We start from the raw sequence: 19820 nt of genomic DNA on the forward strand, positions 1-19820 counted from the left end.
CCAGAAACTCGTATTTCGCGCAGTCACAATCCCGTGGGTAGCAGCCGCAGAAGTTGCCTTCGGATCAGTCCACACGCCTTTTCAGCAGATAAATGTCCATGATCCAGCCATAATCCGCCCGCGCTTTTGCCCGCGTTTCGACAATCTGCGACGCCATATCAGCCAAAGGACCGTGGATCAGGATTTCTTCCTTCATCCCCACATAAGCGCCCCACCAGATTTCGTAGTCGGCCATCTCAAGGCTTTGAAACGAACACTCGCCGTCCAGCATAACAGCCACTTTCGAGGCGTTTAGCGGCCAGCCTTCAACCCGAATGCGCCGACCGGTGGTCACGACATACGGCGCTCCCAGATCGTTAATCGGTATCGCATGCGCCGCGGTCAGTGCCTGAAGCGCAGTGATACCAGGGATTACGCGCGTCTCCGGTTGGGGTTGCAGCCGCGAAGCGATGCGCAGCGAACTATCGTAAAGCGAGGGATCGCCCCAGATCAAAAGGGCAACCCGCTTTGCATCACGATGCGCCGCGATCGCCTCCTGCCACCGCAGAGCGATGGCATCGTGCCATTCATCAACGCCGCGCAGATAGCCATCATTGGCTCGCCGTTTGGGAATATCAAAATATGCGATCTGTGGCGCGGTGTCGGTCACCTGAGCGATAATCTTTTCCCGCAAACCGGCCAAATCGGCCTTGTTCTCGCCCTTGCGCGGGATCAGGATCAGGTCTGCGTCCCGAATTGCACTAGCGCCTTGAAACGTCAGGTGGTCCGGATTGCCGGTGCCAATACCGATCAGAGTTAAGTCAAACATAGTCGGTCTCTGCCAGAGGGCCATAGAGGATCAGGGCAGGGGCCGTGCCGATCTCAGCGCCCAGCTTGTCCGCCAACTCACCAACCGTGGATCGGTGTAGCACCTGATCCGGGGTCGAAACGGATTCGGCCATCAGCGCCGGCGTCTCCAGCGGCAAGCCATGTTCATTCAGTGCCTTGACCAGTATAGGAAATGTGCGCTTGCCCATGAATACAACGGTAGTGGCATCTGGGTCGGCAAGGGCGGTCAGATTCAGATCATCGGGCAGCTTGCCACTGACATCGTGGCCGGTGACGAATTGCACGCGACGCGCCGTGAGCCGCCGCGTCAGGGGAATGCCAGCTGCCGCTGCTGCGGCAACCGCCGAAGGGATGCCGGGGATAATCTCGTATTCGATCCCGGCCTCGCGTAGCGCCACCAGTTCTTCTTCCAGACGTCCAAACAGACCGCCATCGCCTGATTTCAGTCGCACGACGCGGGCACCGGTTTTGGCGTAATCCACCAACAGGCGGCTGACGTGGTCTTGTTTCGGTGAGGGGCGGCCAGCGCGTTTGCCAACCCCGACAAGATCTGCGTCCTGATGCGCATGGCTCAGGATTGGGCCACTGCTAAGATCGTCAAACAACACCGCGTCTGCCTTTTGCATCCGGTCCACGGCCTTAAGCGTCAGCAGTTCCGGATCTCCGGGACCGGAGCCAATGAACGAAACGAAACCGCTCATGCCTGCGCCTCTGCGATCAGATGAAAGAATGTTCCGGTCACATGGCGGCGAATTGATCCGGTTTGTGGTCCCTCAACCCCTTCGGCATCGAATACCCGTGCCAAAGGCGCGTCGGGTTGCTCGAGGATCGAGGAATAGTGGAACTCATGGCCGCGCAATGTCGCATCAGCGGCATAACCTGCCATCGGGGCCAGCAATTGCGCCTTGCGATACCCAAGATTGAACTTGCGCTTCTCATAGGACGTCACAAGCCCAAGCAGACCCGCCATCTGATGCCGGACCCCTTCCTTGTCGACCAGTGCCTCGCCCAATGCCATATAGCCACCGCACTCACCATGAACGGGTTTTGTGTCCGCGTGCTGGCGCAGACCGCTCAGGAATGAGTCGGCGGCGGCCAAAGTGCCTGCGTGCAGTTCAGGATAGCCACCAGGCAACCAGACCAGATCGGCATCCGCAGCCGGGGCTTCGTTGGCCAGCGGTGAAAACGGCATGATTTCCGCTCCTGCTGCGCGCCAGCCTTCCAGCAAATGCGGGTAGGTGAACGAAAACGCCGCATCTCGTGCCAGCGCGATCCGCTGTGCCGGGGGCCGCGGCAGCGCGGCTGACGATGGCCCATTGGGTCCTGAGGAGGCCGCAGCTTTGATCGCCTCAAGATCCACATGCTCGCGCAAGAATGTGGCGTATCCAGCAATCGCGCTTTCCAGATCCGGGTGCTCTACCGCCTGAATCAACCCAAGATGCCGCTCGGGCAGGGTCAGATCTCCACGCCGAGGCAACACGCCCAGTACCGGCAGGCCCGCGCGCTCCATTCCCAAACGAGTCAGGCGTTCGTGACGCGGGCTGGCGCAGCGGTTCAGGATCACACCGGCAAAGGGCAGGTCTGGATTGTACATCCGAAATCCCAGCGCAGTGGCCGCCGCTGATTGGGCCTGACCGCCCACATCCAGCACCAAAACCACGGGCCAGCCCATACGCTGCGCGGTTTCTGCGCTTGATCCGTGCCCAAGCTCTCCGGGCTTGGCAACGCCGTCGAACAGGCCCATCGAACCTTCGGCCACGACGATATCCGCGCCCTCGGCTTGGGCAGAAATCGCGTTCAGCAGCGGATCGGCCATCGCCCAGCTGTCCAGATTGAAAGAGGCGCGTCCGGCTGCGGCACGGTGAAAGGCTGGATCGATATAGTCCGGTCCGCTCTTGAACGGTTGCACCGTCAGGCCATCCTCGGCAAGCGCACGCAGAAGACCCAGCATGACGGTGGTTTTGCCCGTCCCGGAAGACGGCGCGGAAATCAGTAATCCCGGAGGGTTGGTCATCCCGTCATTCATTCTCGGGGCTCCAGCTTGACCACGGGCTGTCCGCGCTTTGCGGGCGATACCGGCGGTCGTAATCTTTTGAATACAGACAGCTTTCGTCAAAGCCTTCGCCCGCAAGCGCCGGGCCAACCATGATCAGAGCGGTGCGAGAGATACTCTCGTCCAGCGCGTCTTTCAGGGTCGCCAATGTGGCGCGAATGATCCGTTCATCCGGCCAGCTGGCGCGGTATACCACTGCCACCGGGCAGTCTGCTCCATAGGCCGGGGTTAGGTCCGCGATCACGTTGTCCAGATTTCCGATCGACAGGTGAATGGCCAGCGTCGCGCCGGTCCGGGCAAAGTTCTCAAGCGTTTCGCCTTCGGGCATAGAGGACGCGCGGCCGGGCGTCCGGGTCAGAACCACAGATTGCGCCAGTCCGGGCAAGGTCAGTTCCGTTCCTAGAGATGCCGCTGCGGCCGCAAAAGATGGGACACCGGGGGTCACGCTGACTGGAATGCCCATCGCTTTCAATCGCCGGATCTGTTCACCCATTGCCGACCAAACCGACAGATCGCCCGAATGCAGGCGTGCAATGTCCTGACCGGCTTTATGCGCCGCCTCAATCTCGGCCATGATCTGATCCAGATCCATTGGCGCGGTGTTGATGATCTTGGCGCCTTCGGGGCAGTGGCCCAGAATCTCTTCTGGCACTAGCGATCCTGCATACAGGCACACCGGGCACGACGCGATGATATCACGCCCCCGCAGAGTCAGAAGGTCGGCAGCGCCGGGTCCGGCGCCGATGAAATGAACGGTCATGTTTGTCCTCCGATGGCGACGGCGCAGGTTGCAAGCCGGTCGTCCGAAATCTGTCTGGGTGAGGTCAGCCGCGCGCCTGTCCCGGCGGCGGCAAGGGCGGATGCTTCGGCTACGCTGCCGGTGCCATAGGTGGCACGGCTGCGGTTCGAGCAGGTGAGAGTGCGCTGTCCCGCCAGATCGGCAGCAGCGATGAAATGCAGGGGCAGGGCGATCTCTGCGGCAAACTCCGACAGCGCGGCGTGACCTTCCTTGTCGGCAACAGTGGCCAGCGCGTCGACGTTTTGCCCAACGCTGGCCCGCTCAAATACGGCGCGCAGGCTGTCCACGGTCGCCGTTGATGAAAACCCCAACCCCGCAACGATCATAAGATCACGCTCCACTGCACCACCGGATAGGCGGATCTCCAGCCGCGCCGAGGTCCTAGTGCCGAAGCCTGCGCCAGTTCGATGCGCAAAAGCTCCCCGCCCAGTTTTTCGTGCCATTGCGCCAGTAAGGCTTCGCTTTCCAGCGTCACAGCATTGGCGACCAATCTGGTGCCGGCGGGCAGGGCGGCGTGCAGCCAATTCAGCAATTCGGTACTCAGGCCGCCGCCGATGAATACCACATCCGGAAACCCAAGGCCGTCCAGTGCGGTCGGCGCTGTGCCATGCACAACTTGCAGCCGGTCTTGCCCTAACGTGTCGGCATTTCGGCGAATGCGGTCCGCGCGATCCTCGCGGGGTTCGATCGTGGTTGCGGTCAGGGTCGGGTCGCACATCAGCCACTCGATACTGATCGAGCCGGTGCCGCCGCCGATATCCCACAGATGCTCGCCACGCTTGGGGGCCAGCGCCGACAGGGTCAGCGCCCGCACGGGGCGTTTGGTGATCTGGCCATCATTCTCGAAGATATCATCCGGCTTACCCGAGGCCTTGGGCAGCGCCTGTCCTTCACCCGCAACTTCAAGCCCAACGCAGACTGGATGGTCGAACCCGCCCAGCAGGGCTTCGGTCAGCGACACGCTGCGCGACCGTTCGCGGGGGCCGCCAAGGGCTTCCATGACATGCAATTGCGTATCGGCAAACCCAGTTTCGTTCAGATATGTCGCAAGCTCGGCCACCGCAGCGCCGTTGCGCAGCAGCAGGATGGCGCGCAATCCAGGCGAAAGATGCGGGCGCAGACGGGTCAGCGGGGCGGCGTGCAGACCGAATGTCTGCGTACTTTCCAACGGCCAGCCCAGACGCGCGGCGGCCAGCGAGAACGTGGACTGCCCCGGATGGGCTGTCCATTCTCCGGCGTCGAAATTGCGCGCGATTACCGAACCTGCGCCGAACCAGAACGGATCGCCCGAGGCCAGAACAACCGTTGGCCGACAGCGAAACCCGGTCAGGATCGGCAGGCCGTCGGAAAAGGGCACAGGCCAATCTACGCGCTGCGCACCAGTTTCGGGGATCAGTGCCAAATGGCGCGGCGGGCCCATGATGATTTCGGCACGCTCCAGTACTTGACGACTTGCGGGTGACAGGCCATCCAGTCCATCTTCGCCCAAGCCCAAAACGCTTAGCCACGGAGCTTCATGCATGACCAACCTCCTGATCCTTGGTGGCACGACCGAGGCCAATGCACTGGCCAAAACCTTGGCCGAGCAGGGCACCCCGGCGACCTATTCCTATGCCGGACGAGTGGACAATCCAAGGCCGCAGCCCCTGCCGGTGCGTGTTGGAGGGTTCGGCGGCGTCGAAGGCCTGGCCCGTTACCTGGTGGACCACGCGATCACTCATGTAGTCGATGCCACCCATCCCTTTGCCGCGCAAATGAGCGCAAACGCCATTTCCGCGTGTCGCGAGGCCGGGGTGCCCCTGGCCGCTTTGACGCGCCCGGCATGGCGCGCGCAGGACGGAGATCGTTGGCAGCACGTTTCTGATATAGGCGCGGCGGTTACCGCCTTGAGCGGTTCTAAACGGCGCGTTTTTCTGGCTGTTGGCCGCCTGCACCTTGAAGATTTCGCGGCTCAGCCCCAACATCACTTCTTGCTGAGGCTGGTGGATAAACCGGATGCACTGCCGCTGCCCGATTGCGAGGCAATCGTGTCGCGCGGGCCGTTCACCGAAGCAGGGGACCGGGCGCTGATGCTGCAGCATGGCATTGAACTGGTTGTGTCCAAGAACTCTGGCGGCACTGGTGCACGCGCCAAGCTGGATGCCGCGCGCACTCTGGGCGTACCGGTGCTGATGATCGACAGGCCGACCCTTCCGCAAAGGACCGAATTGCCGAACGTGACGCAGGTTCTGGACTGGTTGGCTCATTCCGGGGTGAACCTCGGGGTATAGACGATCGGCGCGATCTCACGGTTGATGACGCGCGTCAGGGATGACCCGACAATGACGACGGTTTGCATGTCGGCCATATCAGGTGTCGCCTCGGCGAGTGTCGAAATCCGGATCGCCTCGTCAGCGCGGGATACGGCGCGCGCGAACAGGATCAGGCGCTCGGGCTCGCATTCTTCGCGCAGGATTTCCAGTGTTTTTACAAAGCCTTCCGGGCGGGACTTTGAGCGCGGGTTGTAAAACGCCATCGCGAAATCCGCCTGAGCAGCTAGGCGAAGACGTTTTTCAACCAGCGACCAGGGTTTCAGATTGTCGCTGAGGTTGATGGCACAGAAATCATGCCCCAGCGGTGCCCCGGCCCGGGCGGATGCCGCTAGCATCGCGGTTATGCCGGGAAGGACGTCTATGTGGACGTTACGCCACTCGGCTGGACCGTTTTCCAGTGCTTCGAACACGGCCGCCGCCATGGCGAACACACCGGGATCGCCCGAGGATACCACGACCACCCGTTTCCCCTCAGCCGCCATCTGCAACGCGTGTTGGGATCGGTCGATCTCAACCCGGTTGTCGCTGGCGTGCAGCGTCAGGCCGGGGCGTTCCGCCACGCGCGCGACATAGGGGATGTACCCGACCACGTCCGTGGCATCCATCAACGCAGCTGAAACCTCGGGAGTTACGAGATCTTCGTTACCAGGCCCCAGACCCGCAATCTTGACCCAACCGCTCATGGCCGCCGTCCCTGACCATGCACGATGATGATCGAGAAATAGGGCGTCACTTTTTCGCATGCCTCGGACAGTTTCGTCACCACCTGGTTCGGCATCTGTGCAAACTCGACGATCCATGCGCGGTCATACAAACCGGCTGTTTTCAGCGCACGCTTCACCTTGTCTATATTGCGCCCGATTTTCATGACAACCAACGCGTCGGTCTGCGCCATGCGAATTGCCAGATCTTCTTCGGGCAGGGTGCCGACCAGTACTGTAAGCACATCATCGCCCCAGGTGATCGGGTTACCCGTTGCTGTCCATGCGCCGGACATGCCGGTAATGGCTGGCACGACCTCTACATCAGCCTGATCGCGCAAGCGGCTGTAAAGATGCATGAAAGACCCATAGAAAAACGGATCACCCTCGCACAGAACCACCACATCCTCACCCTGATCCGACAGAGCTTTGAGATGCGTGGCGCAGTCTTTGTAAAAGGCCGAGAGCAGTTCGTTATAGCGCGGATCAGCCAGTGGAATTTCCGTAGTGACAGGGTATTCCATGGGAAATTCAACAGCGCTGTCCGGGATCATCCCATTGACGATCTTGCGTGCCTGACCGCTGCGACCAGGCTTGCGAAAGAACGCCACGTGCCGTGCATTGCGCAGCAGCCGGTCGGCCCGCACGCTCATCAGGTCCGGATCACCGGGACCAAGGCCTACGCCGTATATCTTGCCGGCGCTCATTCGGTGCGGCTCGCAATGGCGTTGATTGCGGCGACGGTGATGGCGCTGCCGCCCAGACGGCCTTTGACAATGCAAGAGGGCACAGGCTGCGCCTCCCACAATGCGTCCTTGGATTCGACGGCACCGACAAAGCCCACCGGGCACCCGATGATAGCGGCCGGGCGGGGGCAGTCGGGGTCTTCCAGCATATTCAGCAAGTGGAACAGAGCGGTCGGCGCATTGCCGATAGCGACCAGAGCGCCTTCCAGATGCGGGCGCCAAAGCTCCAGCGCGGCGGCAGAGCGGGTGTTGCTCATCTCGGCGGCCAACGGGCGCACGCGCTCGTCATGCAGGGTGCAGATCACCGGATTTTCGGTGGGCAGGCGGAACCGGGTCACACCTTCGCTGACCATCCGGGCGTCGCACAGGATAGGCGCGCCATTCTCCAACGCGGTCCGTGCGGCTGGCACGAAACCGGGCGAAAAATGTACGAATTCTTCCAGACCGACCATTCCGGCGGCGTGGATCATGCGAACCGCAACCTGCTCTTCATCAGCGTCAAAGCGCGCCAGATCAGCCTCAGACCGGATCGTGGCAAAGCTTTGCTTATAGATCGCTGCGCCGTCGGTTTCGTATTCATAGGGCATCAGGTGAGGTCCATAGTCATAAGTGTTTCGGGTGTCAGCCCGCGTTGGGACGGCTCATCCCCCGCGCGACCGTTTTTGACAAGATCAAATCGTCCGTCATTGCCAACCAGTGTGACATTTGCCGGACCCATGCGCGCGCAGCCTTTGGCGCAACCGGATACATGCAAACTTCCCGGGATTTGGGCGGCCAAGACGCGGGCAACTTCGCGGGTTTCCACCTGTGCCTGCGGGCAGAATGGTGCTCCGGGGCAGGCGTCGGTTGTCATCAGCGGGTCGGTGCCATCTAAGACAAAGTCCGGTGCTTGTATCGCCGCCCCGCCTTCCAGCAGGATCAGTCGCCACGGAGTGACGCGCAGGGCAGTGGCTCCGCTGTTTGTAACAAGGTCTAAGAGCTGCCGCGCAGGCAATTGCCCGAACGCGGCCCCATAAAGCGCACCCAGATCGCACGCGCCGGGTTGCGGCGGTGCGCCGATGTCACCGAGCGCGCTGCCCTGCCACTCCGCAGGCAATTCCTGCGTCGCGACCACCCGAGCCATGCGGCGCGCTTCCGGTGTGAAACGCTTAGAAAACCATTCGGCCAGAGCGATAAGCCGGTCAATCGCGTTGGTTTCTGTAATCCGACGGCCAGTCTTGGCCCCGTCGGCGCGCAGGATGAGGCCATCGGTGCCTGTTTCAACCCGGATATCGGCCGAATCCGCCGCCAACAGGCGCTTGGGGCCTGTGTCGATGGCAAAGCCGAATTTGGCGGGCAGGGTTGGCAATTCCTCCAGCCTGTCGATCAGTTCCTGGGTCAGCCGTGCGGTTCGATCATTTGATCGGTACAGGGGCGACACCAGGATATTGCGGCGCACTTCAATCCCGGGCGCGGCATCCAAAAGGTTCAGCGCTGCCAGTTCGGCCAGCAATACCGGATGATCGTCTTCCTTGACCCCGCGCAGCTGTAAATTGGCGCGGTTGGTCAGGTCGATTGTGCCATTGCCGAATCGCTCGGCCAACTCACAAAGACCACGTGTTTGTTCGGCGCTCAAACGGGCCAGGCGCGGGCGCACCCGAACCACAAGACCATCGCCCGACATCATCGGCCGATGCGCGCCGGGGCACCAACCCTGAACGACCGGGGCGCTCATCCCAGCCCCTCCAGATCGGCCCGGATCGAGTTGCGGCGGGTGTTCCAAAGGCCCGCGTCCAACAACGCGCGGAATCTGTCCTGCATCGCCTGATACGCGCGCGGGTTGGCCTCTTGCAAAAACGCGTCGACCTCGGCGTCGCCCAAAGTGGCGTCGTGATAGAGGTCGAACAGATGCGGCGCGACCGTGCCAGACAGATGCGCGAAAGACGCCATGTGATCCAGCGTCGCCGCAATTTCGGCAGCGCCCCGGAAGCCATGCCTTTGCATACCTGCGATCCAACCGGGATTGGCGGCACGGGCGTGAACCACACGGCTGATTTCTTCGGGCAGCGTTCGGGCGCGCGGGTTATCTGGGTTGGTGTTGTCCAGATGGTATAGCTGCGCCGTACCACCGGTGACTGTCTTGGCGGCAGCGAATCCGGCCTCATGCGTGGCATAGTCGTTGGCCAACAGCAGATCGGTTTCGGTCAGATCCTGTAGGTGCACGAAACTGTCGGCATTCGTAACCCGTTTGGTAATGCCGTCCATATCCTGTGTGATGTGTTCGCCTTCCAAAGCGAAAGAGCTGGCCTCAAGCCATGCCGCACCTGCCTGCGCGCGGGCCTCATCCGTATAGATTTCGGATAGCTGGGTCATGTTCACGCCATAGCTGCCCGGGGCCGGGCCAAAGACGCGCGCCGCCGGGGCCTGTCCGGCATAAGGGTTCCAGTCCGGGGCTTCATCGCGATCCGACAACGCGCGAACAGCTTGACCATAAAGCGCTGACAGGGTCGGGAACACATCGCGGAACAAGCCTGAGACGCGCAAGGTCACGTCCAGACGTGGGCGACTGAGGTCAGTGATGGGTAGCACTTCGATGCCCGACACCCGCTCGGACCCTTTGTCCCAAACGGGTTTGACGCCCAGCAAGTGCAGCGCCATGGCAAACTCTTCACCCGCCGTGCGCATCGTGGCTGAACCCCAGAGATCAACGATTAGCCCCTTGGGATAATCGCCCTCTTCCTGCAGGTGTCGCCGCACCAATTCTTCGGCCAGCTTCACGCCTTGGGTATAGGCCGCACGGGTGGGGACTGAGCGCGGATCGGTGGTATACAGATTGCGCCCGGTGGGCAGTACGTCTGACCGTCCGCGGTAGGGGGACCCGGACGGGCCTGCCTCGATCCGTTTGCCAGCCAGCGCGTCGATCAATGCCTTGCGTTCGGCATCGGCCGAAGGGGCCGTGTCAAAATTGGCGGTGGCTTCAGGCACACGTCCAAAGATATGCAGCCCGTCTCCGAACTGGCTTTCCTTGATGTCACAGACGAAACGGTCGATGCGGGTGATCGCCTCGGCGATGCAGCTTGCCTGATCGAGACCAAGGTCGCTCTCCAGCCCGATGGCTTGCGCCTCATCCCGGATATCTTCTTGCAGGCGGTCGCGACGTTTGGGGTCCAAGCCATCAGCGTTCGAGAATTCGTCCAGCAGCGATTCCAGCCGAACCATCCGATCCGGGGTGCCGCTTTCTTTCATCGGCGGTGGGATGTGGCCTAGCGTAACGGCCCCGATCCGGCGCTTGGCCTGCGCGGCTTCGCCAGGGTCGTTGACAATAAACGGATAAATCACCGGCAGATCACCGATCAGTGCCTCAGGCCAACACTCATTGGACAAGGCGACCGATTTGCCGGGCAGCCATTCCAGCGTGCCATGCGCGCCGATATGGATCAGTGCATCCGCACTAAGACCTTTGCGCAGCCAAAGGTAGAAGGCCACGTAGCTGTGGCGCGGGGTACGCGACAGGTCATGATAATCGTCATCACGCAATTCGGGCGTGCCGCGTTCGGGTTGCAACGCGACCAGCGCCTTGCCGCGGCGCAGGGCGGTGAACTGGAACGCGCCATCTGCAAAGCCGGGATCGTCTTCGGGCTTACCCCAGACGGTTTCGAGGTCTGCGCGCAGTTGCTCCGGCAGTTTTGCCAGCGCGTTGAGATATGCGTCAAGCGGCCACGAAATCCGCGCATCTAGCAGCGTATCAGAAATCGGTTCGGCAGGCGCAGTGTCATACCCTTCGCCCTGCAGGTCGGCCAGCATCGCCTCGGCTGAAGCCAAAGCATCAAGGCCTACTGCATGAGCCATCTGCCAATCCTTGCCGGGATAGGTGGACAGCACCAAGGCGGGCGCCTGATCCCCTTTGGGTTTGTCGTTCAGGTTCAGCCAGCCGGTGACCCTGTCGATGATGGCCTCGATCCGTTCAGGCTCGGCCCGGTGAGCAAAGCGGGAATACTCCAGATGAGGGTCACGCTTGCCCGGTTCCTTGAACGAGGCAATGCCTGCCGAGATCCGACCGTCCACTTCGGGCAGGACAACGTGCATAGCCAGATCGGCGGGCGAAAGACCGCGTTCCGCCTCGGTCCAGGCTTTGCGACGGGACGTAGCGAGAGCAACCTGAAAAACCGGCACATTGGCGGCGTCCAGTGGAGAGGTGCCGGATGCGCCTTTGCCTGAGAACGAGGTTGCGTTGATGATGGCCGACGGTTCAAGGGAGGCGATGTTCTCGCGCAGCCAATCGGCGGCTGCAGGTGCTTTTAGCGAGGGAGCGAACAGACCGGCGGCCTCGAACCCGCGCGCGCGCAGGCTGCGGATCAGGGTTGCGACCGGGGCGGTATCCGCCGAGGTAAGGTAAGCCCGGTAGAACGTTACCAAGATACGCTTTGCGTCGATGGTGAACGCTTTGTCTATCGGGATTACGCCACGATCTGGGCACCAAACGCCGCACTCTGGCAAGGTTTTTGCCCCCATCACCGGCCCGGCATAAAGCCCCGCCGCAAGCGCCATCTGGGCAAGAGCTGCCTGCGCCGCAACCTCACCGCCGGTGTCACACAGATGCGCAAGCCGCCGCAGGGTCGAGACGGGCAGGGTCGAGTAGTCATCCAGCCGAGTATCCTCGCGCCCGTCGGCGGGTAGGACGGCCAGCGCGATGCCCTCGGCCTGTGCCAGCGCCAGAACTTGCTGCAAGCCGTAGGACCAGTAAGGGACGCCTCCGATCAAACGGATCAGAATGCCCTTGGCGCCCTCAAGCGTTTGCTCGACATAGGTGTCGACGGACAGCGGGTGTTTTAACGCTGTCAGATTGGCCAACCGCATCGTCGGCATCCGCCCTTCGGCACCACCACCGCGATGCCATCCTGCCGCGAAAGCGCCAAGGTCGCTGTCCGAAAAGGACAGCACCACCAGATCCGCCGGGCTCTGGCCCAGATCGGTTGGGGTTTCGGTCTCTTCTAACCCGTGGCTTTCGCGGAAGACGACGTGCATGGCTTACTCGGCGGCCTCGGTCACACCCACGAGGATATCGCGGATGGCGGCCTCTTTGATGTCGTCATGCTCGGCAATGACCACCAGACGCGAGCGGCGCTCTTCGCCGGGCTCCCACGGGCGGTCATACTGGTGACGTACGCGGGCACCAACGGCCTGCACCAGCAGTCGCATGGGTTTGCCCTGAACGGCAGCATAGCCTTTGACGCGCAGGATGTTCAGCTCATTGGCCAGACGTTCAATGTTGGCGACCAGCTGGGCCGGATCGGTCTGTTCGGGCAACTCGACGATGATGCTTTCGAAATCGTCGTGCTCGTGGTCGTGATGGCCATCGTGATGCGAAGGGCGTGCGTCCATGTCATCCTCGGCGGCCGCTTCCAGCCCCAGCACGACGCGCACGTCCACGGCACCTTCGGCGACTTCAACCACCGGCAGCGGGCGAGGGGCCTCGGCCGCGATGATCTCTTTGGCCTTTGCCACACCCTCCGGGCCGGCCAGATCAGGCTTGGTCAGCAGGATGATATCCGCGCAGGAGATCTGATCCTCGAACACCTCAGACAGCGGCGTTTCATGATCAATCGAGTCGTCGGCCAGGCGCTGGGCGTCCACGGCTTCGACATTCGGAGCAAAACGACCAGCGGCGACGGCCTCGGCATCGGCCAGCGCAATCACACCATCAACGGTGATTTTCGAGCGGATATCGGGCCAGTCGAAGGCTTTTAGCAGCGGTTTTGGTAGCGCCAGTCCAGACGTTTCGATCAGGATGTGATCGGGGCGCGGCTCCAGCGCCATCAGTGCCTCGATGGTTGGGATGAAATCATCGGCCACGGTGCAGCAGATGCAGCCATTGGCAAGTTCCATGATGTTTTCTGCCGGGCAATCCGGAATGGCGCAGGATTTCAGGATATCGCCATCTACACCCACATCGCCAAACTCGTTGACGATAACGGCCAGGCGCTTGCCCTGCGGGTTCTGCATCAGGTGTTTGACCAGCGTGGTTTTACCCGAGCCGAGAAAGCCAGTGATCACAGTGACGGGGAGTTTTTCGAGATTGCTCATTTCAGGGCTCCAATCGGGGGAATGCGGGCCGCACAGTTTTTGCGGAAATGTTCGGGGCGTTCGCGCCATTTCACCAGACCGTCTTCAGCGGCCAGATATTTGGTGACGCCTTCAACGATGGTCTCGACATGGTCGGTTTCGTCGAGGTTTTCATAAACGAAGGTCCATCGGGACGGGCCGCCACGCAAAACGATCGAGCATCCCTGATCACAGTTCGACAGACATTCCACCGGTTTCAGGTCGACGCCGTCCGGCAAGCCAGCCTGTTCAAGTGCTTTATGCAGCAAAGTGCCGGGTCGCTGGGCGTCATCTTCGGTAGGTAACCCACGGCGGCATGTCGTGCAGACCAGTAACTCGACTGGTGCGGTCTCGGTCACGTCTCTCATCCCCCTCATCCTTTATACGGGGGACGGGGTTTCATGCGGGCCACGCGTCTGCACATGGACCCGACACCGGAACACCCCGCCCGGTTTCAACTTCGGGTGCTGGCAGGTCTCCCGGCTTGCGGATGTCAGAGGCGGGCCTCTGTCGGATGTCCCGCCTTCCCGGCCTATTGGGCCAGTGGCTTTGGGCACCCTCTCCGGTCACGGTCGCGGGGGCGGCTGTGCTTGGCGGAATAACCGCTGGCACATTCCCTTTTCATCCATCCGGGGATGGACACCAACGCATGCGACATGCGGCACGGGCAGGGGGCTTGTCAAGCACGACTGGGGTTTGAAAACCCGCTACGTCAGAAAAGCGACTTGCCGAAGTCAGTCAGCGGCATCCGATGCGATCCGATCACGCAACCAGGCGCAATTCTGCCCGGCCGCTGCAGATGATTGAGCGCTTCTCGGTTTGGCAATCAGGTAGTGCGGTTGTGTAAATGGAATCGCTGGACCCGCAATCGCAACAAGCACGCCTTGGGCATTCGCGTTTGGTGCAAACCTTTGGGCTATATACATAGCAAACTGGAACGGACTGGGCAGAGGCAAAACAATTCCCTCAACCACCCCACGCACTATACGCTACGTCGCTTGTTCAAAGCAGGGGGTATTAAACCTTTGGCAGTACTTTCAACACACTTAGGCATGTAGCCTCAGACATCACCGCCGATTGATGCGTTGTTCCGGAAGCCAGGAAACACCTGATATCAAACTGTAAACGCCCGACTTTGTGACAGCAGAGCAGAAAGCTAATTGCTTGGAAACAAATGGAGGCGAGTACCACTTGCGAAACGCTGTCGCAAACGGTCTCATTTAGATTTATTTTCAATAAGTTGCCGGAAACCCCTTGTCCGCACCTGTCGCATGAAATAGCAGTGTGTCACATATTTTTGGATGGGTAGGAGGGGGATAGGTTTTTATGCCAAGTTCGATTCCCTGCTTGAATAATAGGCAGACCTTTGCCGAAGCGGGCTAAGGAGCTGGGGGCTCTTGAGGTCAAACGTCTTTCGCACCCAGGCGTGCATGCTGTGGGTGGCGTTGCCGGGCTAGCACTGCAAGTGACCGGAACCGGCGCAAGGTCCTGGGTATTTCGCTACCGCCACAATGGGCGACGTCGGGAGGCCGGCTTAGGGCCTTATCCAGACGTTCCTTTAGCGAAGGCTCGCGAATATGCGCGCGAAGCGCGGGATATGCTGAGGCAAGGCATCGATCCCATTGCAGAAAGGCAAGCCACCCGACGCAGGCTTTTGACATTTCAGCAGGCGGTTGAAACCTACGCGGAAGAGAAAACCGTCGAATTCAACAGCGCCCTACATCGCAAACAGTGGCGCGCTTCGTTGGAAAGGCATGCAATCCCGACCCTCGGGGATATGGCCGTAACCGACATTACTTTGCAGGACGTGTTGGAGACACTCCGGCCGATCTGGATGGACAAGACCGAGACCGCTTCGAAAGTCAGGCAAAGGATCGAGCGGGTGTTGGATTACGCGACGGTGGCCGGACATCGCAGCGGAGAAAATCCCGCCAGGTGGCGCGGCAATCTCGACATGGTTTTGCCAGCCCCAACTAAGCTAACTGGTGGGCGGAATTACCCGGCCCTAAAACTTGATGATGCAGCACGATGGTTTGCCGCCTTGCAGGCACGGTCTGGAATCAGCGCGCGTGCGTTAGAATTTCAGGCCTTAACGGCTGCGCGTACTGGCGCCATTCGTTTTGCGACTTGGGATGAAGTTGACTTAGATCGTGGGCTGTGGACCATCCAGCCCGGTCGGCAGTCCTCCAAGATCCGCCCGTCCGGCCGACCGCATCACGTGCCTCTGACACCTCAAACGCTAAACATCTTGCAGGCTTTGCCACGCACTGCAAATAGCCCGCTGGTGTTCTGGGCCCCCCGCGGCGGGGCTTTCTCCGATGCGTCTCTTGCGGCGGTTATGCGGAAAATCCATGCCGCGGATGAACGAGAAAACTACAAGGGGTTTATCGATGCGCGCAGCGACAAGCCCGCTGTTCCACATGGGTTGCGGTCGACGTTTCGTACATGGGTGGCAGAACGCACGCAGTTTGATGGGGATATGGCAGAAATCGCGCTCGCACACAAAGTGGGAAACAAGGTCCAGCAAGCCTATGATCGCTCCGACCAGCTGGAAAAGCGCCGAGCGATGATGGAGGCTTGGGGGCAGTTTTTGCTGGGGAAACACTAGAGAGGCAAGGCAATGGCGCAGGTAGAACATTTGAAAAACTTGGGGCTCAACGAGCTTCTCGAGACAAAGGAATACTACATTGCTGCAATGGACGAATTGGAAATTGAAGAGACGCTCCATCCGGTACCAGAAGGCAAGAAGACCAATAACCCAGAAATCGAGGCAAAACGTGCGGCGCTACGCGAAATTGATCGCCTGAAAGCTATAGGCGAGTATCAGAACGTGAGAGCACGCTTGCGTAAAGAGCTGGAAGAAGGGCCGCTGTCGGGGCTTCTGAACTCCGACGGCATCAAAATTCCTGTCAAATTTCTCGAGTTTGCCGAGCGATGGAGTAACTTACGTGCCGGCATGGAAAGCCCCGACCAGGATCAGCTCCGGCGCTTCCAGAAGTTTTTTGAAACAGCGGATATTATGTCGAAACCTCTGCCGGAGATCTCTGATCTACTAGCAGTGCTGGAGCCGGCTGAGGTAAAGAAAAAATCGGGCAGAAAAGTCGAAATCCGGCCGAAATGGCGCAAGGACGCTGGAGTTCTAGATGAAATGCGCGTCATGGTGGTTCGGGGACTCAGTATCCCAGAGGCCGCGCGTCAGATGGCTTTCAAAGAAGGCTTTGCTCACCAGGACAGCAGAGCAAAACGCTTTGAGAACTTGTATCGAGCTCGCCTGAGGCTTCGGTAAAATAACTGGCCGTCAATTCATTTACTTTGCGGGTACCGCACTTCGTAGACATGTTGGTTTCAGCAGTAACAAAAGGTGAAACCAATGAACGAAACGTTTCTTTCTGACACTGATCTAGCTGTTCGCTTCAATGTCACCCGGCAGACAGTGTGGCGCTGGCACAGATCAAACCCAGGCTTTCCGCGCGCTGTCAGCTTGTCCCCTGGGTGCACGCGTTGGAAGCTCTCCTCAATTGAGGCCTGGGAGACCAGCCTTGCAGAAGCCGCATAATGGTAGGCAATGGGCAGGGTATGAGTTGCTAAGGTGCTAGACTTTGAATCTCAATTCGCGCTGGCTCTGCCACTAGCTTTGGCGCCGACCCCTATTAATAAAATCTGAGCGAAGAAGCTCTGTTATCGACAATTTGGAGATTAGGAATGCTAACTGCAAAGTTCAGCAAACGGGAAAGCTATGCCCCCGCGCAAGAAATGGACCCAACGCCTCTGTTTGGGGAGTTGAGAGACGCGGAACCTGTTCCTTGGCAGGCGCTTGGTCCTCTGGCAGACCCTGGCAAGGCCATAGCAATGCTTACTCAAGCGCCAGACGCTATTGCAATGCAAAGTGTTTTGACGGTTGCCAGCGTTGCCACGCAAGCGTTTGCGGATGTGGAAACTCTTCAAGGATATGTCCCTATCAGCTGCTTCGCACTGACGGTGGCTCAGTCAGGAGAACGCAAGTCCGCCTGCGATTCATTGGCTACGGCCGCAATCGGCCGGATTGATCAGGAACGCATGCGCATCTACACCCGTAAAAAGAGGAAATACGAAGCTGAAAAGCTCGAGTACCAAAAAAGTCGTAGACGCTCTTCCTCGAAAGACTTTGAGGTAATTGAGACTGATCTCGATGGTGAAGACCTGGACCTCCCGCCGGAACCTCCGCTGTTTCCCGCGATCAGGATTAGCGATCCAACGATTGAAGGACTTTTCCGACAGTTGGAGAACGGCCATCCTTCGGTGGCTGTAATGACAGACGAGGGTGGGCAGTTTTTTGGTGGCCACAGCATGAAACGCGAGAACGCCCTTAAAACTGCCGCTGGTTTCTCTAAACTTTGGGACGGGGCACCCCTAAGCAAAAGCAGGGCGTCGGCAGAACCCGTCTGGCTTTGCGGGAAACGTGTGTCGCTTCATTTGATGATCCAGCCTGGAGTGGCGCAGAGCGTGGTTGGCGACCCGACGATGAAAGATCAAGGCCTCCTCTCTCGTGTTCTCGTCGCGTGGCCAAGCAGCAAGATTGGATCTCGAATGATCCGAAAAGGCGCTGCACACGAAGAGCTTCTGGAGCTGGCGAAGTTGCTGTTGGCGAATTTTGATGCGCGGGTGACCCAGCTGTTGGGTCTCGAACTTCCGTTGCACCCTGATACACGCGCTGAACTAAATCCACGACGCCTTAAACTTTCAGATGAGGCCCGCAATTTGCTGGAGGTCTTTTACAACCGGGTTGAAAGCGCCTCGGGAGAGGGCGGTGCATTCGAATACATGTCTGGCTTTGCGGCGAAAGCGCCCGAAATGGCGGCCCGTATCGCTGGTATCCAAAGTATTTTTTCAAACGAGGGAGCCGACGAGGTCGCTGCGCAAGCTATGGTGAATGGTGTTGCAATGATGGAGTGGTACCTATCGGAGATGCAGCGGATCACCGACACAGGTCGACCTGAGCAGGATCTGTGCGATGCTGAAACGATACGCCGTTGGCTTCACAACAACTGGGGTGGGGAGTTTGTCGACAAGCGGACGCTTATGAAAAAGGGGCCTGGCCATCTCCGCGATGGTAACACGTTGTCGCAGTGCATCCAAAAGCTCGAGGCACACGGTTGGCTTGTACGCGGAAAAGGTAAGCAGTTTATCGACGGGGCAAACAGCAAAACTTTTTGGCGAATTGTGCGTTCCGGCAATGAGAGATGAGCGATGCAAGATACGGTGCCGTCAGGGCTTGTTTCGAAAACATGGAAGAAGTTTTCGTTGCGGGAGATCAGAGAAACGATAGGGCTTCAAATTCTAAGAAGCCGACAAGGTTTTTGCCGCAATTGCCGCAATTGCCGCAGATGCCGCAAAGAGCTCCTCCCGCTTGTAAACCTTTATCGCTGCCGGAAGACCTATTCGAGGAACGTGTTGCGATTATGGAATATGATGGAGGGCTTCCGCGAGCTCTGGCAGAGTTTCTGGCCCGCAAATCTGGAAGTGAACTCTGAATTTTTGAAAAGGCGGACTTGGGTCCTTTCAGTGCCTGAGATACATGCGGGTAGTTCGCTCCCCGTGTTAGAAAAGAGTGTATATTTTTCAGAGGATTGAGGATTGAGTTCTTATTGTTGTTGGCGATAGGTTCGGTTCTAAAACGCGATGTCTGCCAGAAAATCAGAAAAAATCAGAGGTGATAAATGAGCAAACTTGATCAAGACTCAATGCCAGAGAATTACATGGACCTTGCCGCACGGTTCACTGAATCCGACCCTCAAACGGCGCTTCAAATCGGAGAGCAAATGCGTGAAATCTGGGCGCGAACGCTTGGACTGACAAAGGCTGGCGGGACCCGCTGGTGGGGTCGCCTTCTGGGGCGTGCACATCCTGAATACCAAAAGGGAGCGAGCGTTAAGTTCCCACTTAACTTGCCCGCGGATCACAAGACGTCACTTTGGAATAGGGACGGTAAGCCCGCTGTGTGGGTTAGTATTGCGAACCATCTAGATGAAAAAGAATTAGAGCAGGCCTGTATGAATTTTGGCCTGCGGGTAACGGTACCGGATTATCCTTCCTGGCATTATCCCGACTCAACGCAGCTCATACTCTGGGAAAAAGCTTAAATCTGAGTTTGTCAGAACAACGTTAGGAGTAACACGACGGTGGCGAACTCAAGGCCGCCAATCGTGGTTTCTTTACAATGGGCGAAAAGCGAACAAATCGCAAAACTCTGCCAACAAATGCGTTGCCAGCGGTTTGGTGCTAATCCTCGGAGTTGCTCCGGAATCTCGTATTCAGGCAGCG

The 19820-nt window shown here is 59.3% G+C and carries 19 protein-coding genes and 1 riboswitch; of the genes, 6 read left to right on the forward strand and 13 right to left on the reverse strand.

The window, feature by feature from the left end; translation table 11 throughout:
- Positions 1-64: 64 nt before the first annotated feature.
- From cobF to cbiE, 6 genes are read right to left on the reverse strand one after another with little or no spacing between them, the layout of a single operon-like run.
- The gene (gene cobF, locus DS906_RS11500; protein ID WP_113790312.1) at positions 65-808 is read right to left on the reverse strand and encodes a precorrin-6A synthase (deacetylating); all 744 of its coding nucleotides are present in this window, start codon (positions 806-808) and stop codon (positions 65-67) included.
- Complete coding sequence (gene cobA, locus DS906_RS11505; RefSeq protein ID WP_113790313.1) at positions 801-1529, reverse strand: uroporphyrinogen-III C-methyltransferase; 729 nt, start codon at positions 1527-1529, stop codon at positions 801-803. The genes cobF and cobA overlap by 8 nt, the downstream gene beginning before the upstream one ends.
- Positions 1526-2854, reverse strand: coding sequence for a cobyrinate a,c-diamide synthase (locus DS906_RS11510; protein WP_113790314.1), 1329 nt, complete (start codon positions 2852-2854; stop codon positions 1526-1528). Before DS906_RS11510 ends, cobA begins: the two co-directional genes overlap by 4 nt.
- Positions 2847-3641, reverse strand: coding sequence for a precorrin-4 C(11)-methyltransferase (cobM, locus tag DS906_RS11515; RefSeq protein WP_113790315.1), 795 nt, complete (start codon positions 3639-3641; stop codon positions 2847-2849). The genes DS906_RS11510 and cobM overlap by 8 nt, the downstream gene beginning before the upstream one ends.
- Positions 3638-4006 carry a cobalamin biosynthesis protein gene (locus DS906_RS11520; protein WP_113790316.1) on the reverse strand — a complete coding sequence of 123 codons (369 nt, stop codon included), beginning with the start codon at positions 4004-4006 and terminating at the stop codon, positions 3638-3640. Before DS906_RS11520 ends, cobM begins: the two co-directional genes overlap by 4 nt.
- Positions 4003-5202, reverse strand: a complete 1200-nt coding sequence (gene cbiE, locus DS906_RS11525; RefSeq protein ID WP_113790317.1) for a precorrin-6y C5,15-methyltransferase (decarboxylating) subunit CbiE — start codon at positions 5200-5202, stop codon at positions 4003-4005. Before cbiE ends, DS906_RS11520 begins: the two co-directional genes overlap by 4 nt.
- On the opposite strand from cbiE, the gene DS906_RS11530 reads away from it, so the two are divergent.
- Positions 5201-5950: a cobalt-precorrin-6A reductase gene (locus DS906_RS11530; protein ID WP_113790318.1), complete on the forward strand. Its 750-nt coding sequence runs from the start codon at positions 5201-5203 to the stop codon at positions 5948-5950. The two genes, cbiE and DS906_RS11530, sit on opposite strands and share 2 nt — an antisense overlap.
- Here DS906_RS11530 and cobJ read toward each other — a convergent pair.
- Genes cobJ through DS906_RS11565 form a run of 7 tightly spaced genes read right to left on the reverse strand, consistent with a single transcriptional unit; the run spans position 5923 to position 13888 of the window.
- Positions 5923-6675 carry a precorrin-3B C(17)-methyltransferase gene (gene cobJ, locus DS906_RS11535; protein ID WP_113790319.1) on the reverse strand — a complete coding sequence of 251 codons (753 nt, stop codon included), beginning with the start codon at positions 6673-6675 and terminating at the stop codon, positions 5923-5925. The two genes, DS906_RS11530 and cobJ, sit on opposite strands and share 28 nt — an antisense overlap.
- On the reverse strand, positions 6672-7400 hold the full coding sequence (locus tag DS906_RS11540) for a precorrin-2 C(20)-methyltransferase (protein WP_113790320.1): 729 nt from the start codon (positions 7398-7400) through the stop codon (positions 6672-6674). The genes cobJ and DS906_RS11540 overlap by 4 nt, the downstream gene beginning before the upstream one ends.
- The gene (locus DS906_RS11545) at positions 7397-8026 is read right to left on the reverse strand and encodes a precorrin-8X methylmutase (RefSeq protein ID WP_113790321.1); all 630 of its coding nucleotides are present in this window, start codon (positions 8024-8026) and stop codon (positions 7397-7399) included. Before DS906_RS11545 ends, DS906_RS11540 begins: the two co-directional genes overlap by 4 nt.
- Positions 8026-9153 carry a cobalamin biosynthesis protein CobG gene (locus DS906_RS11550; protein ID WP_113790322.1) on the reverse strand — a complete coding sequence of 376 codons (1128 nt, stop codon included), beginning with the start codon at positions 9151-9153 and terminating at the stop codon, positions 8026-8028. The genes DS906_RS11545 and DS906_RS11550 overlap by 1 nt, the downstream gene beginning before the upstream one ends.
- Positions 9150-12443 (reverse strand): cobaltochelatase subunit CobN, encoded by a 3294-nt coding sequence (cobN, locus tag DS906_RS11555; protein ID WP_113790323.1) that lies wholly within the window; start codon positions 12441-12443, stop codon positions 9150-9152. Before cobN ends, DS906_RS11550 begins: the two co-directional genes overlap by 4 nt.
- A gap of 3 nt (positions 12444-12446) precedes the next feature.
- The gene (gene cobW, locus DS906_RS11560) at positions 12447-13502 is read right to left on the reverse strand and encodes a cobalamin biosynthesis protein CobW (protein WP_113790324.1); all 1056 of its coding nucleotides are present in this window, start codon (positions 13500-13502) and stop codon (positions 12447-12449) included.
- Entirely contained in the window at positions 13499-13888 is a 390-nt protein-coding gene (locus tag DS906_RS11565; protein ID WP_113790325.1) for a DUF1636 domain-containing protein, read from the reverse strand. The genes cobW and DS906_RS11565 overlap by 4 nt, the downstream gene beginning before the upstream one ends.
- A gap of 83 nt (positions 13889-13971) precedes the next feature.
- A riboswitch (cobalamin riboswitch) is annotated at positions 13972-14182 on the reverse strand.
- Between the two features lie 773 nt (positions 14183-14955).
- On the opposite strand from DS906_RS11565, the gene DS906_RS11570 reads away from it, so the two are divergent.
- The 5 genes from DS906_RS11570 (at position 14956) to DS906_RS11595 (ending at position 19639) form a co-directional block, all read left to right on the forward strand.
- Positions 14956-16128, forward strand: a complete 1173-nt coding sequence (locus tag DS906_RS11570) for a tyrosine-type recombinase/integrase (RefSeq protein WP_369934725.1) — start codon at positions 14956-14958, stop codon at positions 16126-16128.
- A 12-nt stretch (positions 16129-16140) separates the two neighbouring features.
- Positions 16141-16806 (forward strand): hypothetical protein, encoded by a 666-nt coding sequence (locus DS906_RS11575; RefSeq protein ID WP_113790327.1) that lies wholly within the window; start codon positions 16141-16143, stop codon positions 16804-16806.
- A gap of 416 nt (positions 16807-17222) precedes the next feature.
- Positions 17223-18743, forward strand: a complete 1521-nt coding sequence (locus DS906_RS11585) for a YfjI family protein (RefSeq protein WP_113790329.1) — start codon at positions 17223-17225, stop codon at positions 18741-18743.
- Positions 18740-19030: a hypothetical protein gene (locus tag DS906_RS11590; protein WP_113790330.1), complete on the forward strand. Its 291-nt coding sequence runs from the start codon at positions 18740-18742 to the stop codon at positions 19028-19030. The genes DS906_RS11585 and DS906_RS11590 overlap by 4 nt, the downstream gene beginning before the upstream one ends.
- 186 nt (positions 19031-19216) lie before the next feature.
- Positions 19217-19639, forward strand: a complete 423-nt coding sequence (locus DS906_RS11595; RefSeq protein WP_113790331.1) for a hypothetical protein — start codon at positions 19217-19219, stop codon at positions 19637-19639.
- The last annotated feature ends 181 nt before the right edge of the window (positions 19640-19820 follow it).

This window comes from Ruegeria sp. A3M17, from assembly GCF_003318255.1.
In the GTDB taxonomy this organism is placed as follows: domain Bacteria; phylum Pseudomonadota; class Alphaproteobacteria; order Rhodobacterales; family Rhodobacteraceae; genus Ruegeria.

Coding starts and splice junctions, on each gene's coding strand:
- cobF (WP_113790312.1), bottom strand. CDS start 808: ATGTTTGACTTAACTCTGATCGGTATTGGCACCGGCAATCCGGACCAC.
- cobA (WP_113790313.1), bottom strand. CDS start 1,529: ATGAGCGGTTTCGTTTCGTTCATTGGCTCCGGTCCCGGAGATCCGGAA.
- DS906_RS11510 (WP_113790314.1), bottom strand. CDS start 2,854: ATGAATGACGGGATGACCAACCCTCCGGGATTACTGATTTCCGCGCCG.
- cobM (WP_113790315.1), bottom strand. CDS start 3,641: ATGACCGTTCATTTCATCGGCGCCGGACCCGGCGCTGCCGACCTTCTG.
- DS906_RS11520 (WP_113790316.1), bottom strand. CDS start 4,006: ATGATCGTTGCGGGGTTGGGGTTTTCATCAACGGCGACCGTGGACAGC.
- DS906_RS11530 (WP_113790318.1), top strand. CDS start 5,201: ATGACCAACCTCCTGATCCTTGGTGGCACGACCGAGGCCAATGCACTG.
- cbiE (WP_113790317.1), bottom strand. CDS start 5,202: ATGCATGAAGCTCCGTGGCTAAGCGTTTTGGGCTTGGGCGAAGATGGA.
- cobJ (WP_113790319.1), bottom strand. CDS start 6,675: ATGAGCGGTTGGGTCAAGATTGCGGGTCTGGGGCCTGGTAACGAAGAT.
- DS906_RS11540 (WP_113790320.1), bottom strand. CDS start 7,400: ATGAGCGCCGGCAAGATATACGGCGTAGGCCTTGGTCCCGGTGATCCG.
- DS906_RS11545 (WP_113790321.1), bottom strand. CDS start 8,026: ATGCCCTATGAATACGAAACCGACGGCGCAGCGATCTATAAGCAAAGC.
- DS906_RS11550 (WP_113790322.1), bottom strand. CDS start 9,153: ATGAGCGCCCCGGTCGTTCAGGGTTGGTGCCCCGGCGCGCATCGGCCG.
- cobN (WP_113790323.1), bottom strand. CDS start 12,443: ATGCACGTCGTCTTCCGCGAAAGCCACGGGTTAGAAGAGACCGAAACC.
- cobW (WP_113790324.1), bottom strand. CDS start 13,502: ATGAGCAATCTCGAAAAACTCCCCGTCACTGTGATCACTGGCTTTCTC.
- DS906_RS11565 (WP_113790325.1), bottom strand. CDS start 13,888: ATGAGAGACGTGACCGAGACCGCACCAGTCGAGTTACTGGTCTGCACG.
- DS906_RS11575 (WP_113790327.1), top strand. CDS start 16,141: ATGGCGCAGGTAGAACATTTGAAAAACTTGGGGCTCAACGAGCTTCTC.
- DS906_RS11585 (WP_113790329.1), top strand. CDS start 17,223: ATGCTAACTGCAAAGTTCAGCAAACGGGAAAGCTATGCCCCCGCGCAA.
- DS906_RS11590 (WP_113790330.1), top strand. CDS start 18,740: ATGAGCGATGCAAGATACGGTGCCGTCAGGGCTTGTTTCGAAAACATG.
- DS906_RS11595 (WP_113790331.1), top strand. CDS start 19,217: ATGAGCAAACTTGATCAAGACTCAATGCCAGAGAATTACATGGACCTT.